A 15,449-nucleotide genomic window follows, 5' to 3' on the forward strand; every position below is an offset into this window, starting at 1 on the left:
ATTGGTAGCGGCAAATGCGCCTGTGGCATCCGCGTGCATCACCAGGTACTGCGCACTGGTAGCTGCGCACGACCGCGTGCCGTGGGCAGTCGGACGTATGAGGCGCAGCTGCGTGCATCAATACGACTGCTCTTCACGATCACTGTTGCAACCTTGCTCCCACGATGCGCAGGCAAGGCAGTTCATGCTCAATTGCGACCCGTCGCAGCAGCGCCCGCAGGCCGCGCACGCGCAGGTTCGCGTGCGCACTCACGTGTCCCACACTGCATCGGCTCAGACCGCGCGACTGGCCTGCATGGACGCATGCACCAGCTGCTCGCCGGGCCACGGCGTGTGGTCGTCGAGGAAGTTGCCGACCAGGCGCATGCACGCCGGGCGTTCTTCCACATGCGGCATATGGCTGGAATTGGCGAACACATGCCACCGCACGTCCGGGATCAGGCGCGCGTACGGCTCCACCGTTTCCGGTGTGGCCTCGTCGTATTTGCCCGACAGCACCAGCGTGGGCGCATTGATGCGATGCAGGCGCTCGATGATGCTCCAGTTGCGCAGGCTGCCCACCACATGAAATTCGGTCGGGCCATTCATGGCGTGATACACGGTCGGGTCGGCATCGATGGCGGCGAAGGTACGCGCCACTTCCGCAGGCCAGGGCAACACGCGGCAGACGTGCTGGGCGTAGAACACCTGACTTGCGACGCGATAGGCCGGGTCGTCCAGGGTGCCGGCCGCTTCGTGCGCGTCCAGCGCCGCCTGGATGTGTTCGGGCAGGTGCGCGCGCAGCCGCAGCGCAGCAGCGCGCCACAGGCCCATCGATGCCGGCGAGTTGGCAATCACCAACGCACGCAGGCCGGCCGGCCGCCGCACCGCATGCTCGGCCGCCAGCATCCCGCCCCAGGACTGCCCCAGTAACGCGTACTGCGACAGCCCCAACTGCGTGATCAAGGCCTGCAACTCGTCCAGAAACAGTCCCACCGTCCAGAAACCGGGGTCTGCATCGGGAAGATGGGTGGACTTGCCGTTGCCGAGCTGGTCGTAATGGATCACCGCGCGGCCATTGGCCGCCAGGTCCTTGAAGCTGTCCACATAGTCATGGGTGCAGCCGGGGCCGCCGTGCAGCACGATCAGCGGGCAGGCATCGTTGCGCAGATCGCCGGTGATGCGGTACCAGGTACGGTACCCACGGAATTCGACGTAACCCTCGGTGGACTGCATGACCTGCGCCTGCTGACGGCAAGAATGAGCACCGAGCCTAGCCAGCGAAACGCCGCGCCATAACTGGCAAAACTCCCAGGTTCGCGCCGCTTTGGAAGGTCAGTGCCCGACAGGCGAGCGGTGCGATCCAGCCGAGCGCGTAGCTGGTCGCCAGGACGGGCATCGACCAGTGCAGCGATTGCGCTTGCCGATCGCCAAATTTCACTACTGGGGAAATCGTCTATCGCGGCCTGGAGTCGCAGGCGCCGACCGCGACGCGCCTACGGCTCCAGCAATCGATAATGCATGCCGCGTACGACGGCCTCGACGCGATTGCGCGCGCCCAGCTTGCGTGCTGCCGAGTTCAGATGCAGGTTCACCGTGGCGGTGGAGCGGTTGAGCGCAGCGGCGATGCTCTTGGCTGTCAGCCCCTTGGCCGAGTATTGCAGGCATTCGCGCTCGCGGCGGGTCAACGCGATGTGGTGGCAGCGGCGTTCCTGCGGATCGAGCAGCTCCTGCGCGCGTGCCTGGAAGGTATGCGCGAGCAGCAGGAATGGCGACAGCTGGGTTTCGGCCAGCCGCAGCGCCTCGGCCGCGACCGCGTCGACCGCAGCGCTGAATGTCGCGAACGCGCCGCCCGGCAGGTGCAGGGGCACGGTGACACCGGTTCCCATGCCGCTATCGCACAAATAGCGTGTGACTTGCCGATGCTGGCTGCCGACGTATTCCACGCCTTCCATCTCGCCGTCGCTGCGGTATGACCACACGAATGGCGTGGTGCGGCGCGTCGCACGCTGCTGCACCGGGTCGTGCTGGTAATAGCCGTGCTCGCACCAGATGTGCTGCATGTCGCCCGGCGCATTGCGCTGCATGAACACCGACGGGGTGATCAATGCCCCTTCCAGGCTCAGCGGGACCGGTGCGTAGTCGTAGACCAGCGACTGGAAGCCCAGCCCACAGACATCGGCAAACGCCCGATCCAGGCAGGCATTGAGCGTGTGCAGCGCCTGCAGATCGCGGCCCAGGCTGGCCAAAGTGTCGAACATGGGGGTCCTTCGGTACCGACGTGCGCCGCTGGATGACATCCAGCAGGGAAAACCTAGCATTTTTACCAATGGATGGGTTTGGCGGCCACATTATCGTCACAATGCCAGCCAGGCAGCTGCACAGAAGCATCGACGTCCAGACGCTCCCACCGCGCCTGCGTCGCGACCCGGCATTCCTTTCAGCGGACACCTGCATGACCGACACACCCTGCCGCGACGCCGCGGCCGCGCTGGAACGCTTTGGCTACGCCCAGGAGCTGAAGCGGCAGCTCACGCTCAAGGATCTGCTGATCTACGGGCTGGTATTCATGGTGCCGACCGCGCCATTCTCCATTTTCGGCGGCGTGTTCGACATCAGTGCCGGGATGGTGCCGCTGACCTACCTGGTCGGCTTCGTGGCAATGCTGTTCACCGCGTTGAGCTACCAGCAGATGTCGCAGGCGTTTCCGGTCGCCGGCTCGGTGTATGCGTACGTGGGGCGGGGCGTGAGCAGCGGCGTGGGCTTTCTGGCCGGTTGGGCGATCCTGCTCGATTACCTGCTGGTGCCGACCCTGCTCTACGTGGTCGGCGCCAACGCCATGCACAACGTGTTGCCGGCGGTGCCGCAGCCGGCGTGGATCGCCTTCTTCGTGGTGCTCAACACGCTGGTCAACCTGCGCGGCATCGAAACCACCGCGCGTGCCAATCGCTTCTTTCTCTACGCGCAGCTGGTGGTGCTGGCGGTGTTTGTGGTGCTGGCCAGCATGGCGATCCAGCGTGGCGTCAATGGTGCGCACTGGAACCTGCGTCCGTTCTACAACCCGCAGGCATTTTCGCCGCAGTTGATCTTCAGCGCCCTGTCGGTGGCGGCGGTGTCGTTCCTGGGCTTCGATGCAATCTCCACGCTGTCGGAAGAGGCCCGTGGCGGCAACCGCGTGGTCGGGCGGGCAACCCTGCTGTCGCTGTTGCTGGTGGCCGGCTTATTCGTGCTGCAGACCTGGCTGGCGGCGCTGCTGCAGCCCACCCTGCAACGCTATCCCAGCGCGCAGGCCTCCAACGATGCCTTCTTCGAGATCGGGCGTTTGATCGCCGGGCCGTGGTTGCAGATCGTCATTGCGCTCACGGTTGCGATCAGTGCGGCCGTCGCCAATTCGTTGGTGGCGCAGGCCGCCACATCGCGCCTGTTGTTCGCCATGGCGCGCGATCGCCAGCTGCCTGCCTTTCTGCGCTACATCCATCCACGCTCCGGTGTACCGCAGCGCGCCATCCTGCTGGTGGCAGGCTTGAGCATGGTGCTGGGCGAAGTCTTCGTCGGACAGATCGCGCTACTGTCCTCGTTGTGCAATGTCGGCGCGCTGACCGCCTTCATTCTGTTGCATGCGGCAGTGCTGTGGCATTTTCGCGGACAGGGCCACAGCACGCTGTTGCATGTGGCGACACCGTTGATCGGCATCGTGATCCTGGCGTATGTGCTGATCAATGCCGACCAGCATGCGCAACTGGGCGGCGCAGCCTGGATGATGGTCGGGTTTGCCGTCCTGGCGTTTCTGAAAGTCAGCGGTCGCTCGACCGACTTCCGCGCCAGCGACGCGTTGGAATAGTGCGTCGCGGCTCAGTGTGCGGCCCTGCAGCGGTCTGCTGGCGCGCATCGACATTGCAGGTACGTCGAGCACGCAGGGCAACGCCCGCAACGGCGATGCGCGCTGGCCCTCCCGCATGCAGCGTATCCGCCTGAAGCGTCCGACAGGTTGGTCGAAGCGTCGTTGCCGGCGGCGTGCGCGATCGTGTTGCCGCAGGTGGAGCGGCACGCGTGTCGCAGACGATTCCCAGCATGCCGCATTGCGGCGCCTTGCGTCTGCGCAAGCGAGTGCCGAGGCGTGCACACGTCGACCGCCGCACGCAAAATACGCTTGTGTTTTTGTCGACTGCTAACCTCTGAACGAGATTTTCAGCACATATTCAGCCGTCAACATTCGCTAGTCTCATTCGGCGCCAACGATGGCGCCCGCAGGATGTGGCCCCCGCCGCAACCTGTCGTTCCCTGACGAGAAGGACTACCCATGAATCGCAAGAATGCGTTGTACCTGGCGCTGTTTTCCGCCGTTTCCGGCTCTGCACTGGCAACGCCGCCGACCGAAATGGACGCCGCGCCAGTGAGTACCGCGCCGCAAGCAGCCAAACTCGGCGCGGCGACGTTGCAGTCGGCAAGTCTGCGTGGAGGCATCCTGCCCACGCGTGTGGTGCAACTGACTGCGCCCACCAGCACCGAGATCAGTCGCGTGCGTGAGCGTCGCATCGCACAGGTCAAACATGGGCAGCCCCTGCAGATCGGGTTCTCGCGCGCGGTTGCCAAGCCCCTGGTGAATCTGGCCACACTCGATTGGAAGATGGCCAAAGACGGCTCGCGCGTGGCGACCTTGAACGTCGGCTCCGCGCAGGCGGCCTCGCTGCGTGCGTCGCTGATCCTGCGTGGCGCCGGCGCCACGCCGGGCGATCCGTCCAAGGTGACGCTGCGCTTTGCCGGCGACGACGGCAGGGTGTTCGAACAATCCGGTGCCAGCTTCACCGCCGGCGGCGACGCCATCGGCTGGTCGCCCACCGTAAACGGTGAGAATCTGCTGGTGGAGCTGTCGCTGCCGGCCGGCCAGTATCCGGAGAACTTCAGCCTGAGCATCCCGCAGCTGTCGCATCTGGACATCAGCCCCACCGCCAGCACGCGCGACATGATGACCATTGCCATCGGCGAGAGCGATTCCTGCCAGAACGATATCGTCTGCCGCGCCAATCCTACCGCCGGCTTCACCAACGCTGCAAAGGCGGTTGCGCGCATGGTGTTCACCACCAGTCAGGGCTCGTTCCTGTGCACCGGCACGCTGCTCAACAATACCAACTCGCCCAAGCGCAATCTGTTCTGGACTGCGGCGCATTGCATCAGCACGCAGACGGTGGCCAATACGCTGCAGACCTACTGGTTCTACGACGCGGCCAGCTGCAACGGCAACACTGCCAGCGCGCAGGCCACCACGTTGACCGGTGGCGCGTTCCTGCGCCACGCCAACACCACGCGCGACACCGCGTTGCTGGAGCTGAAGACCGCACCGCCAAGCGGCGCGTTCTATGCGGCCTGGAACAGCGCGGCGATCGGCGCGACCGGCACGTCGATCGTCGGCATCCACCACCCGTCCGGCGACGTCAAGAAGTACTCGCTGGGCACCGTCAACGGGCTGAGCACCACCATCGACGGCAAGAGCCCGCTGTACCGTGTGGTCTGGAACGATGGCGTCACCGAAGGCGGCTCGTCCGGCTCGGGCCTGTTCACCGTCGCCAGCGGCGGGGCCTACCAGCTGCGCGGCGGCCTGTACGGCGGCTACTCGTTCTGCACCGCGCAGACCGACCCGGACTACTACTCGCGCTTCTCGGACGTGTATTCCAGCATTTCCACCTACTTCGGCCCGTAAGCGGGTGATGCGCGTGGCAGGCGGGTAGCGCCTGCCACGTGCGACTGCGCACTGTACTGCGCGGAGCGCGGCCGGTTGTTTGAGGTGCTTCGTGGATCGATGGAAGTGCATCGATCTTAGGTGAGTCGATCTGGGGATCGTTGTCGACCGCATACGTCGGTCAGCGTGCAGTCCTTCATCTGCAGTGCCCGGATGATGCAGACTTGGCAGCTCGTCCTTCACCTGGATCGGCATGCCCGTTCAACGCACTCCTCATGTAATCGCCGCAGCTGCACTCCTGGCCTTGTCGCTACAGGTCACCGCCCATGCAGCCGGCAAGCCCGCCAATCGCGACGACGTCAAGGCCTACGCGCTGCAGCTGTGCCTGGACAATAACTATCAGCGCAGCGGCAAATACACCGCCGACCAGCTGCGCGATCGCTCGTATCTGCTGACCACCTATGCGCTCGACAATGCCAAGACCGGTGCCACCGACCGCCTGCATCGCTTCGTGGCCGAGCGGACGGCAGACTTCCATCGCGCCGAAGTGCCGATGAAGGACGAAGCCCGCCGCGGCCCGTTCAACCGGATCTTCGCGCAATGCATGGCGTTTTATCGTTCGCCTGCGTTGAACGAGTTCATCGCACGGGAGCTCTGAAGGCACTCGATGCAAGCTCACCGTTGGAAGGCGACGGATGGATCGAACGTGGCCGATTCGGAGAGGGTCATCGGACCGAGCGCTGCACGCACCGCATGCGTCGCAGTTGCGGCTCTCCTGCATCGGGCGCGGGCATGCCGGTGCCGAGGTTTGCGTGGCGCCGTCGCAAACCCGGCCGCCCCACGATAGTCTGACGCAGTGCCACGCCCCGCCTGGCACATTCTCTCCCCCGCTTCGACAGGAGCCGTCATGTCCGCCTCTTCGCCACGCCCTTCCCGTCGCCAGGTGCTGCGCATCGCGCTGGCAGCGGCCACGCTGAGCGTGACGAGCCAGCTCGGTGCCGCGTTACGGCGCGAGCCGAAGGAAGACATCGCGTCATCCGACCCAACGCCGCCGGCGTCCTTCCCGGCCAAGGGCAGCGTACTGGTGCTGCTCGGCACCAAGGGCGGCCCCACGCCATCACCGCTGCGCGCCGCGGCCGCCAACGCGCTGGTCATCGACGGGCAGCCCTACCTGATCGACTGCGGCAATGGCGTTGCACAGCAACTGGCCAAAGCCGGCATCCGCCTGCCTGCGCTGCGCGACATCTTCCTCACCCACCACCACTCCGACCACAATGCCGACCTGCTCAACGTGGTGTGGCTGGCCTGGGCCAGCGGGCTGCAGACGCCGGTGCATCTCTATGGCCCGCCCGGCATCGCCAGGATGGTGAATGCGTTTGTCGAGATGAATGCCATCGACATCGAGGCGCGCATCCGCGAAGAAGGCCGCCCGCCACTCAAACAGCTGATCCATGTGCACGAGTTCGACCACCCCGGCACGGTGCTGCAAAACGACCAGGTCACCGTCACCGCCACGCTGGTGGATCACTACACGCTCAAGCCGGCGTTCGCCTACCGCTTCGCCGCGCGCGACCGCACGGTGGTGTTCTCCGGCGATACGCGCTACCTGCCTACACTGGCCGAATTCGCCAAGGACACCGACATCCTGGTGCACGAGGTGATGTACCTGCCCGCGCTGGAGAAGATGCTCAAGACCAACGACAACGCGCCGACCTTGCTCGACCATCTGCTCAAGAGTCACTCCACCGGCGAGGAAGTCGGCAGGATCGCTGCAGCGGCCAACGCAAGGATGCTGGTGCTGAACCACTTTGTCCCTGGCGGCGACCCGACGATCACCGATGCGATGTGGAGCGAGGGCGCGCGCAAGCACTATGCTGGGCCAATTGTGGTCGGCAAGGATTTGATGCGGTTGTAGTGGAGCAGTTGGGCACTGCAGCGACCGGTCGTCAGCGCATTCGATCTGCGTCCGGCCGCGATGTCGCGAACCGCCCTTAACCAGCCAAAGATCAAAATGCACAGTGCGGACCGGGCATCAAACAGTACGCGGCACTGCATCTCCGGTTTCGTGTGCCCAAGAGCGGCTAACACGTAGCACGCAGCCGTCAGGTGGGGCGTGGACGGCGCGCCCGGAACCGCAGTGTGCGAGCAGCCCATGCCGATTCCGCGCGCCGGCTATGCAGCCTTTTGCCAGCGGCCCTAAGTCCCCACCGGACTGCGCAGGCCCCATACGCTCGCGCCTGCCTTGCAATACGCGTCGATAAACGCCTGCTGTGCCGGCATCTGATCCACCGCGTGGCGGATCGGCTGGGCGATGCCGTCGAGCAGGCGGCGCAGGTCGCGATCGGACACCGCGCGCGCCAGCGGGTGATGCTGTTCGGGCACGATGCCCTGCCCCATCAGCACATGGGTCCAGGAGTCGACGCGGAACAGTTCATCGGCCGCTTGCCAGGCATGTGCGCGTTCGCGCCAGGCGCGCAGGCGCAGGGTAAGCGAGTCGGGCAGCTCCATCGCGCGGCATTGGCGCCATAGCGGTTCGTCGCGCTGGGTGGCGTGGTAGTGCAGGATGATGAAGTCGCGCACATGTTCCATCTCGGCGCGGCTGATGTCGTTGAACAGCTCCACCTGCGAGGGCGCGATGCCCTCTGCCGGGAACAAGGTGATCAGACGCACCACTGCGGCAATGGTGAGATGAATGCTGGTGGATTCCAACGGTTCGATAAAGCCGCTGGCCAGGCCCAGCGACACCACGTTCCGGTTCCAGGCCTTGCGCCGGCGGCCGGTACGGAACGGCACCAGCCAGGGGTCCTTCAGTGCAGGCGCGGCCACATCGCGCAGCAACCTGGCATGCGCCTCGTCGTCGGACAGGTGCCTGCTGGAAAAGACCAGACCATTCCCGACGCGATGCTGCAGCGGGATATGCCAGCGCCATCCGGCTTCGTGCGCGATGGCGCGGGTGTACGGCACCGGCGGGCCAAGCGCCTCGGTCTGCACCGCAACGGCGCGATCGCACGGCAACCAGTGGCTCCAGTCTTCGTAACCGGTGTGCAGTGCCTGTTCGATCAGCAGGCCGCGAAAGCCGCTGCAATCGATGAACAGATCGCCCTCGAGTAGCTGCCCGTCTTCCAGCAGCAGGCTGGCAACATCGCCGCTGTCTGGCTGCAGCGTCACCTGCTGGATCCTGCCCTCGATGCGCTTGACGCCACAGGCTTCGCTGCGTGCGCGCAGGAATCTGGCATACAACGCGGCATCCAGGTGATAGGCGTAATTGACCGCAGGCTCGCGCAGCAACGCGAAACGATCCACGCGCGAGGCAACGGTTTCCAGGCAGTAATCGCCAAAGCTGCCCGGCATGCCGCGGCGCTGGCTCTCCAGCCATAGATGATGGAAGGCGCACACCAGCGTGCTTTGCCCGGTGATACCGAACGGATGGAGATAGCGCTCGCCCTGGCGGCGCCAATGCTCGAAGGAGATCGACAACTTGAAGGTGCCGGCCACCGCGCGCAAGAACTCCTGCTCGTCGATCTGCAGGAAACGATGGAAGGTGCGGATCGGCGGCACCGTGGATTCGCCCACGCCCACGGTACCGATCTGCTCGGATTCGACCAGGGTGATCTCCAGCAGCTCGCGGAACTGATGCGACAGCGCGCAGGCGGCGATCCAGCCCGCGGTACCGCCACCGGCGATGACGACCCTGCGAATCGGGGCTTGGCTCACTGCGCGCTCCTGTGTGATGGATTGGGGGTGAGGTCTTGATTGATCGTCTGGACAACGCGGAAGGCCTGCGGGGGAGCGGAACGCGTGAGTGGCGCATGCGAATACCGCACATCGGCCCTGACCGTCCGGCAGCTGCGTAGTTGTCCGGTCGCTGGCCCTGAAACCAATCTGGCGCATCAGCGGTTGAGCTTGCCGATCAACATCGCGCGCAGCTGTCGCGCGAGCGTGGGGTCGATCGGGCCCAGCGCATGCCGTGCCTGCTCGGGCAGGTGCTCGCCCGCGCGCTCGGCAGGACCGAACACGTAGTAGTCGAACAGGGCGCGCCAGGCCTCCTTCTCCGCCGCCGGGCGGTCGCGGATGGCCCACAGCGCGTGATACAGCGCGGGCATCGGCGCCGGCAGGTGCGCGGGCACGCTGCTCCACCAGTAGTTGATCAACACGTTGAACAGCTGCAGCGACTGCACGTGGTGCCACCACATACCGGGAATGAATACCGCATCGCCCGGCTCCAGCACGGCGGTGCGCGCCTGCGCCAGCGCCTGGGCGAAGCGTGGATACCGCAGCAGGTCCGGGGCGGCGATATCCACCATACTCACGACCTGCCCGCCCGGCGTGGGGTCCAGCGGGCCGGGATACAGGTTGGCCACCTGCTCGGGCGGAAACAGCGTAAAGCGACGTTGTCCCACCGCGCAGCAGGCCAAGTTGTTGGGCGCATCGTAATGGCAGGAGGCGATGACGCGATTGCCGATCCAGATACTCGGCTGCACCGCGATGCCGCTGGCGGCAAAATCCAGATCGTTGCCTGCACGCAGACCCGGCAGGTTGTCGTCGACCGGCAACGAGGCCAGGTAGTAGGTAGGCGGCTGCGGATCGTCGCGATGTGTGACGATGGATTCCAGCAAGCTGCTCAAGCTGCCACGCTGCACCTCGAAATTCAGCGCACTGCAATCGTCGGTATAGAACGGCCGGCCGGCGATCTCCGGGCCGCCGCGGGAATACTGCAGGGGGCGTCCACTGTCGTGCGCGCGCAGCAGCGCCATCGCCTCCTCGGGGCTGCGCAGTCCGGCCTGCACCAGCGACCAGTCGCGTGCGATGCCACGCAGCACCACCGGCTCGGCGGCATCGCACAGCGCGGCGAGCGGCAGCGCGTCGGGGTGGCAATCGCTGCGCTCGGCGACGGGCGCAAGGGAGGAGAAGGCTGCGCCGGTCGTCATGCGCTCAGGCAAACGCAGCAGTCGCAGACGCACTGTGCGCCTGCTGCAGGCGGCGCTGCTTCTCGGCCATCAGCCGACGCACGTTGTGCAGCGAGGCCAGCATCAGGAACGCAGCCTCCAGATAGCCGGCCCGATGCAGTTGCTGCAACGAGGACGCTTCGAGTGCGGCAAGCCGCTCGCGGTCGATGGCGAACAGGCCTTCCAGCTTGGTGGCGTGGGTGGCATCCAGCGCCACATCCAGCTGCACCGGCTGGATCAGCCCCAGCGCATCCAGGGCGGCTGCCATCGCCTGGCCGGCATCCACACCGTCGCGGATGCCGCGCAGCACACCGATGATGTGCTCCAGATACGGGCTGTGGCCGCCCTGCGGCAGAAACACCGCCTCGCCTTGGTGGCGGCTGATGCGTGGGTGCTCCAGATCGACGTGGATCACCGGCTCCTGCACCAGGGCGCCATCGATACGCTGCTCCTGGAAACCGATCAAGAATGGCCCCTTGGCGACGATGCCGGGCAGATAGCTGGCAGTCCAACGGCCGTCCTGTAGGAACAGATTCTCGTCCTGTGCAAAGCCCAGCAACGCCACCGACTGGTAGCCGCCGGTGGCCGGATCCGTGCGAAAGAACAGCGGGTACTCGCGTTGCAACTCGGCGTATTCGGTGACGAACGCCGGCACCAGGCCGAGCGCATCGCCGAACTCGGCACCGAAGCGCAGCACGACGCGTAGATCATGATGCGCCACATTGTTGAGCACTGCGTATCGCGTCATCTGGAACTCCCACGGTGCACCGTGACGGAGCACCGCATCACGTGGAATGCGTCGATCGCGCGGCCAGGTGCAGCGCCCGCTGTTGGCGAGCATTGCCAAAAAGCGACAGGCCGGCAAGCGGCACAGCAGCATGGGAACAAGCCTGCGCCACTCGGCGTCGCTGCGCTGCCATAGCGGCCATCAGCAGGTGGGCGTTTGCTTGCAGGCAACCGCAATGCGTGCCGGCTGCACCGACGAATGCGTCGCGGCACCGAGCTCGAGCCTGCAGTTGCGGTCGCCAGACCAGCGCCACGCAGGCTGACAACTCGACCCCGGCCACTCGGCGCAGCCAGCGAACGATTGCCCGGCTGCCTCAAAAAACGCGCACCACAGGCCCGCAGCAGGCTGCACGTCGGCATCTGCCACACCAGGCACCGGCTGCGCTCACCGGGAGGGAAGTGAGCGCAGCCGGTGGGTCAGAACGCGTAACGCACACCCAGCGTGTAGCGCGGCTGCTGGTCGATCAGGCGGATGATCTGCTTGTCCGAGCGCCCATGCCAACGCACGTCCTCGCCGGTGAGGTTGATCGCCTCAAAGCCCACGGAGAGCTGCTTGCTGAAGCTGTAGCTGACGCTGAGATCCCACTGCTGATAGGCCTCGACGTAGTACGGATTGCGGTTGGCATTGTCCTGGTTGGCGGCGATCAGGTACTGGTCGCGCCAGTTCCAGGCCAGCCGCGCGCTCCAGCCGTATTTTTCGTACATCAACATCACATTGGCGGTGTCGCTGAGGCCGAGCAGCGCGAACTGGTCGCGGTCGATCACCGTGTTGTCGAAGCCCACATCGCCTTCGACGATGGTGTAGTTGGCGTAGATACCGAAGCCGGTGCTGTCGAAGAAGTACTGCCCGCCCAGCTCCCAGCCGTGGATGTTGGCCTTGTTCTGGTTGACCGGGCGCGACACGTCGAACTGATACAGCGGATCGGAGGCATTGCCGACGATATCGTAGGCGTTCTCCAGTGCCAGGCTCTGTGCGGAGCTGCCGTTGTAGGCGGCCAGTCCGCCGGTGGCCGCGGCGTTGCGCAGCAGCGCCATTGCCGCAAACAGCGAGGTGTCGTTGGCCGAACACGCAGCCGCGACGTCGTTGCCCGAAGCACCCACCTGCGCCGCGCAGGCGCCGCTCTGCAGGAATGCCAGCGCGGACTGGGCATCCGGGCCGGAGGTGGGATCGCGCAGCCCGAACAGGGACTCGCGCGACACCGTGTTGCCGATGAAGTTGCTGACGCGCTTGTTCCAGAACGTGGCCGACACGTAGCTGGCATCGGCGAAGTACCACTCCAGCGCCAGATCGAGGTTGTCCGATTCCAGCGGATCCAGTTGCGGGTTCTGCGAGCTGCCGCCGGCACGGTTGGAGGGATTGATCAGGATCGAGCCATTGGGCGTATTCGGCGTCGGGCCGGCGATCAGGTTGTTGTAGGGCGCACGTGCGATGGTCTGGCCGAACGAAGCGCGTGCTTTCAGCTGATCGGAGATGTCGATGCTGAAGTCGAGATTGGGCAGGATGTAGTTGTAGCTGGTCTTTTCGCTGAAGGGCTGCTGCTCGGTGGAGCGCAACAGCTGGAAGTCGTTGTTGGCCTGCCACAACAATGCCGTGGGCGTAGCCACCTGCGAGGTGGATTCCACGTCGGTACGCTCGTAGCGCAAGCCCAGCCGCGTATTGGTGGTCATGCCGGAGATATCGCCCTTCAGTTCCAGCTGCACGTAGGCGGCGCGGGTCTTCTCTTCCACCTGGTTGTCGGCGCTGTATTGCGGGTTGTAGCGGGTCGTGGCGCCATACTGGCTGCCACCCCACAGCGCCAGCTGATCGGCATCGCCGCGCCATGCACTGGGTGCCGCGCCGTTGGCGTTGAAGTCCTCGAACATGCCGGTGATGCTCACCGGTCGCAGCAGCGCCTGCATGCCCGGCTCGTTGCCGGCATTGGCCACACCCCAGTCGCCCAGGGTCGAATAGGTGTCGCTGGTAAGCCGGTTCATGGTGGTGTCGGCCGTGCTCACGCCGAACTGGAAGCGTCCGTCCTCGAAGTCGAAGGTGCCGTCCATGCGGCCTTCCTTGATCTCGGTGACCTGCGATTGATAGAAGATGCGCAAGACCTGCGAGCCGAGCTCGGCGGGGGTGAAGTCCGGGTTGAGCACGCCGTTGGTACCGGCCAGGGAATCGGCCGCGGTGGGATACCAGGTGCGTGCGCCGATCGGCAGGCCGTTGTTGAAGCGCAGCTCCTGCCCCCATTGACCGCCGCAGGAGGGTCCGTTGCTGCAGTTGTTGGTGCCGGCAAAACTGAAATACGTGGCGCTGCCACCGGTGACCGGGTCGTTGGGCAGGCTCTTGGTCCTGGAGTTGTGCGCATCGAAGGACAGCTGGAAGCGATCGCTCACCTGCCAATCGGCATTGAAGCCGAGCGAACCGAGCGTGTACTTCTGCTCGTTGCGCTGCTGCTCCATGCCGAAGTCCTTGGCACCGTTGGGCACATCGCGCAGATACACCGGCGTGGCCACCGCCTGGCCGGTATCGAAGGTCAGATCGGTGAAGCTGTTGGCGCGCTGCAGCCAGATGCCCTGTTCGCCGCGCTCTTCGCGGATCTCGTTGGACGAATAGGTGTAATCCAGGGTCAGGGTGAGGCTGTCGCTGGGTGCGAACTGCAGCACCGCCTGGCCGTTGGTGCGCTCGCGCTGGAAGTCGGCAAACGCATAGCGCAGATCGTTGGGCATGCCGTACAGCTGGCCGATCGCCGGTGCATTGGTCACCACCGCATCCGGACGCAAGGCCGGATCGGTGCCGGTCCAGCGCTGGATGTTCCAGGTGTTTTCGGTGGCCTGCACCGAGCCGCCGTGACGCTTCTGATAGCTGCCGCTCAAGCCGATGCCGAAGGTCTTGTCGGCATTGGTATAGCTGAAGATGCCGGAGACTTCAGGGGTGAGCGAATCGCCGAACGGCTGCGAACGATCCGACACCATCTTGGCGCCGGCATTGGCCACCACGCCCTCGTGATTGAACGGCTTGTCGGTCTGGATGTTGATGGTGGCGCCGATGCCGCCGCTGGGCGCAGTGGCACGGCTGGTCTTGAATACCTCGATCCCGGTGATGGCTTCGGAAGCCAGCTGGGCGAAATTGAACGCGCGCGTGCCCACCTCCACCCCGCCGATCGGGGTCTGGCCCGGCGCGCCGAACGCATCGGCGCCGGGAATCAGGCGGCCGTTGAGCGTGACCGTATTGAACTGCGGGCCAAAGCCGCGTGCGGTGACCTGCGCGCCTTCGCCATCGCGGCGCTCGATCGAGATCCCGGTGATGCGTTGCAGCGACTCGGCCAGATTGGTATCGGGAAATTTGCCGATGTCTTCGGCACTGATCGCATCCACCACGCCGGCAGCATCGCGCTTGATGCCCATCGACTGATCCAGGCTGCTGCGGATGCCGGTGACATTGACCGCATCCAGGGTGGTGGCGGTTTGTGCGCCGGACTGCGGCGGCGACAGCTGCTGCGCGGCAACGTCCTGCGCAAAGGCGGGGTTGATCACCAGGATGCCACCGACGAAGGTAAACATGGCCTTCGACTTGAACTTGCTCAACGTACGACGCATCGATCTATCCTCGGGTCTGGAGTCCAACACCCACGGCCGTGGTCGCGGAATGCGACGCGGCGCTTTGCCTGGCCACGCGCTTGGACGGCACGCGGCATACATCCCTGCACAGCACTTGCCCTGATGCGCCGCCTCGACCGCCGGCGCCCCCCCCCCCTGATGCCAGCCGTGCGCGTGCCACGTCCCTGACGGACGCGACCTGCTGCCGGACCTGTACAGCACCTGCGACTGCCTTCCCAACCAGTACGCCTGCAAGACATGCACTGCCGTGCGCCTCTGCTCTCAACCCGGTGTCAGCAGGCGATGCAGAAAACTGATAGCGCTAACACGCGGCGCAGCCTAGTCATGCGTGTCGGGGCTTGTCACCGTGCGTTGCAGCAAACACACCAGGCCACACGCAGGCACACAACACCGCGCGCGCTTGAGTCCGCAGCACGAATGCAGACGCAGCGTGGCTGGAAGCGTTACCAGCCTGTGACCTCGGC

10 protein-coding genes and 1 other RNA gene are annotated in these 15,449 nt (G+C 65.3%); 4 read left to right on the forward strand and 7 right to left on the reverse strand.

The features are described 5' to 3' along the window. Window positions 1–273: 273 nt before the first annotated feature. On the reverse strand, window positions 274–1,215 hold the full coding sequence (locus XarjCFBP7645_RS01400; RefSeq protein WP_104535961.1) for a proline iminopeptidase-family hydrolase: 942 nt from the start codon (window positions 1,213–1,215) through the stop codon (window positions 274–276). A gap of 260 nt (window positions 1,216–1,475) precedes the next feature. Then, a complete protein-coding gene (locus tag XarjCFBP7645_RS01405) occupies window positions 1,476–2,240 on the reverse strand; it encodes a LuxR family transcriptional regulator (RefSeq protein ID WP_104535962.1) in 765 nt (254 codons plus the stop codon). A gap of 194 nt (window positions 2,241–2,434) precedes the next feature. Between XarjCFBP7645_RS01405 and XarjCFBP7645_RS01410 the strand changes: the two genes are divergently transcribed. From XarjCFBP7645_RS01410 to XarjCFBP7645_RS01425, 4 genes are all read left to right on the forward strand, one after another. Continuing rightward, window positions 2,435–3,820 (forward strand): APC family permease, encoded by a 1,386-nt coding sequence (locus XarjCFBP7645_RS01410; protein ID WP_104535963.1) that lies wholly within the window; start codon window positions 2,435–2,437, stop codon window positions 3,818–3,820. A 459-nt stretch (window positions 3,821–4,279) separates the two neighbouring features. Then, on the forward strand, window positions 4,280–5,677 hold the full coding sequence (locus tag XarjCFBP7645_RS01415; RefSeq protein ID WP_047126952.1) for a trypsin-like serine peptidase: 1,398 nt from the start codon (window positions 4,280–4,282) through the stop codon (window positions 5,675–5,677). Between the two features lie 232 nt (window positions 5,678–5,909). Beyond that, window positions 5,910–6,314: a hypothetical protein gene (locus XarjCFBP7645_RS01420; protein ID WP_047126953.1), complete on the forward strand. Its 405-nt coding sequence runs from the start codon at window positions 5,910–5,912 to the stop codon at window positions 6,312–6,314. Window positions 6,315–6,563: 249 nt separating this feature from the next. Continuing rightward, a complete protein-coding gene (locus tag XarjCFBP7645_RS01425; RefSeq protein WP_104535964.1) occupies window positions 6,564–7,571 on the forward strand; it encodes an MBL fold metallo-hydrolase in 1,008 nt (335 codons plus the stop codon). 164 nt (window positions 7,572–7,735) lie between these two features. On the opposite strand, the gene XarjCFBP7645_RS01430 is transcribed toward XarjCFBP7645_RS01425, so the two are convergent. From XarjCFBP7645_RS01430 to XarjCFBP7645_RS01455, 5 genes are all read right to left on the reverse strand, one after another. Continuing rightward, window positions 7,736–7,810: non-coding RNA, sX9 sRNA (locus XarjCFBP7645_RS01430), on the reverse strand. Window positions 7,811–7,852: 42 nt separating this feature from the next. Further along, entirely contained in the window at window positions 7,853–9,370 is a 1,518-nt protein-coding gene (locus tag XarjCFBP7645_RS01435; RefSeq protein ID WP_104535965.1) for a tryptophan halogenase family protein, read from the reverse strand. A 176-nt stretch (window positions 9,371–9,546) separates the two neighbouring features. Beyond that, on the reverse strand, window positions 9,547–10,584 hold the full coding sequence (locus XarjCFBP7645_RS01440) for a cupin-like domain-containing protein (RefSeq protein WP_104535966.1): 1,038 nt from the start codon (window positions 10,582–10,584) through the stop codon (window positions 9,547–9,549). A gap of 4 nt (window positions 10,585–10,588) precedes the next feature. Further along, window positions 10,589–11,350, reverse strand: a complete 762-nt coding sequence (locus XarjCFBP7645_RS01445) for a SapC family protein (protein WP_047126957.1) — start codon at window positions 11,348–11,350, stop codon at window positions 10,589–10,591. Window positions 11,351–11,805: 455 nt separating this feature from the next. Beyond that, window positions 11,806–14,964: a TonB-dependent receptor gene (locus tag XarjCFBP7645_RS01455; RefSeq protein ID WP_181126101.1), complete on the reverse strand. Its 3,159-nt coding sequence runs from the start codon at window positions 14,962–14,964 to the stop codon at window positions 11,806–11,808. Between the last annotated feature and the right edge of the window lie 485 nt (window positions 14,965–15,449).

This window comes from Xanthomonas arboricola (assembly GCF_002940665.1).
In the GTDB taxonomy this organism is placed as follows: Bacteria; Pseudomonadota; Gammaproteobacteria; order Xanthomonadales; family Xanthomonadaceae; genus Xanthomonas; species Xanthomonas arboricola_B.

Coding starts and splice junctions, on each gene's coding strand:
- XarjCFBP7645_RS01415 (WP_047126952.1), top strand. CDS start 4,280: ATGAATCGCAAGAATGCGTTGTACCTGGCGCTGTTTTCCGCCGTTTCC.
- XarjCFBP7645_RS01400 (WP_104535961.1), bottom strand. CDS start 1,215: ATGCAGTCCACCGAGGGTTACGTCGAATTCCGTGGGTACCGTACCTGG.
- XarjCFBP7645_RS01405 (WP_104535962.1), bottom strand. CDS start 2,240: ATGTTCGACACTTTGGCCAGCCTGGGCCGCGATCTGCAGGCGCTGCAC.
- XarjCFBP7645_RS01445 (WP_047126957.1), bottom strand. CDS start 11,350: ATGACGCGATACGCAGTGCTCAACAATGTGGCGCATCATGATCTACGC.
- XarjCFBP7645_RS01425 (WP_104535964.1), top strand. CDS start 6,564: ATGTCCGCCTCTTCGCCACGCCCTTCCCGTCGCCAGGTGCTGCGCATC.
- XarjCFBP7645_RS01420 (WP_047126953.1), top strand. CDS start 5,910: ATGCCCGTTCAACGCACTCCTCATGTAATCGCCGCAGCTGCACTCCTG.
- XarjCFBP7645_RS01440 (WP_104535966.1), bottom strand. CDS start 10,584: ATGACGACCGGCGCAGCCTTCTCCTCCCTTGCGCCCGTCGCCGAGCGC.
- XarjCFBP7645_RS01410 (WP_104535963.1), top strand. CDS start 2,435: ATGACCGACACACCCTGCCGCGACGCCGCGGCCGCGCTGGAACGCTTT.
- XarjCFBP7645_RS01455 (WP_181126101.1), bottom strand. CDS start 14,964: ATGCGTCGTACGTTGAGCAAGTTCAAGTCGAAGGCCATGTTTACCTTC.